The 250-nt window shown below is 38.4% G+C and carries 1 protein-coding gene; it reads right to left on the bottom strand.

The window, feature by feature from the left end; all coding sequences use genetic code 11:
* Window positions 1-250, bottom strand: a 250-nt coding sequence (locus tag IEQ44_RS17390) for a hypothetical protein (RefSeq protein WP_227487686.1), incomplete at both ends; no start/stop codon positions are given.

The raw sequence follows: 250 nt of genomic DNA, 5'->3' as shown, positions 1-250 counted from the left end.
GGGTCCTCTTTGCTTTAATTTACACATTAATGCTCTTCCATTGGCAGGTAGTGAGGAATGTGGAATGTAAACAGGTGATGGAGCTTTTGTTACTGTAAGATCAGGCCTGACTGATTTGTTTTTAAGAATAGAAAAGCTTTTCGCAGATATATCCCTGTACTTGAAAAACAATTGCCTAGTGCCAAATGCCACAAAGAGCAAGTTAATGATGTTTTCTTCACGAACAAGTGTTGAACTTCCCGTATTCATG

This window comes from Nocardioides malaquae, from assembly GCF_015070385.1.
GTDB classification, from domain to species: Bacteria; Actinomycetota; Actinomycetes; order Propionibacteriales; family Nocardioidaceae; genus Nocardioides; species Nocardioides malaquae.
Note: the sequence above shows the minus strand (reverse complement) of the source record. Positions and strands in the feature narration are given on the sequence as shown.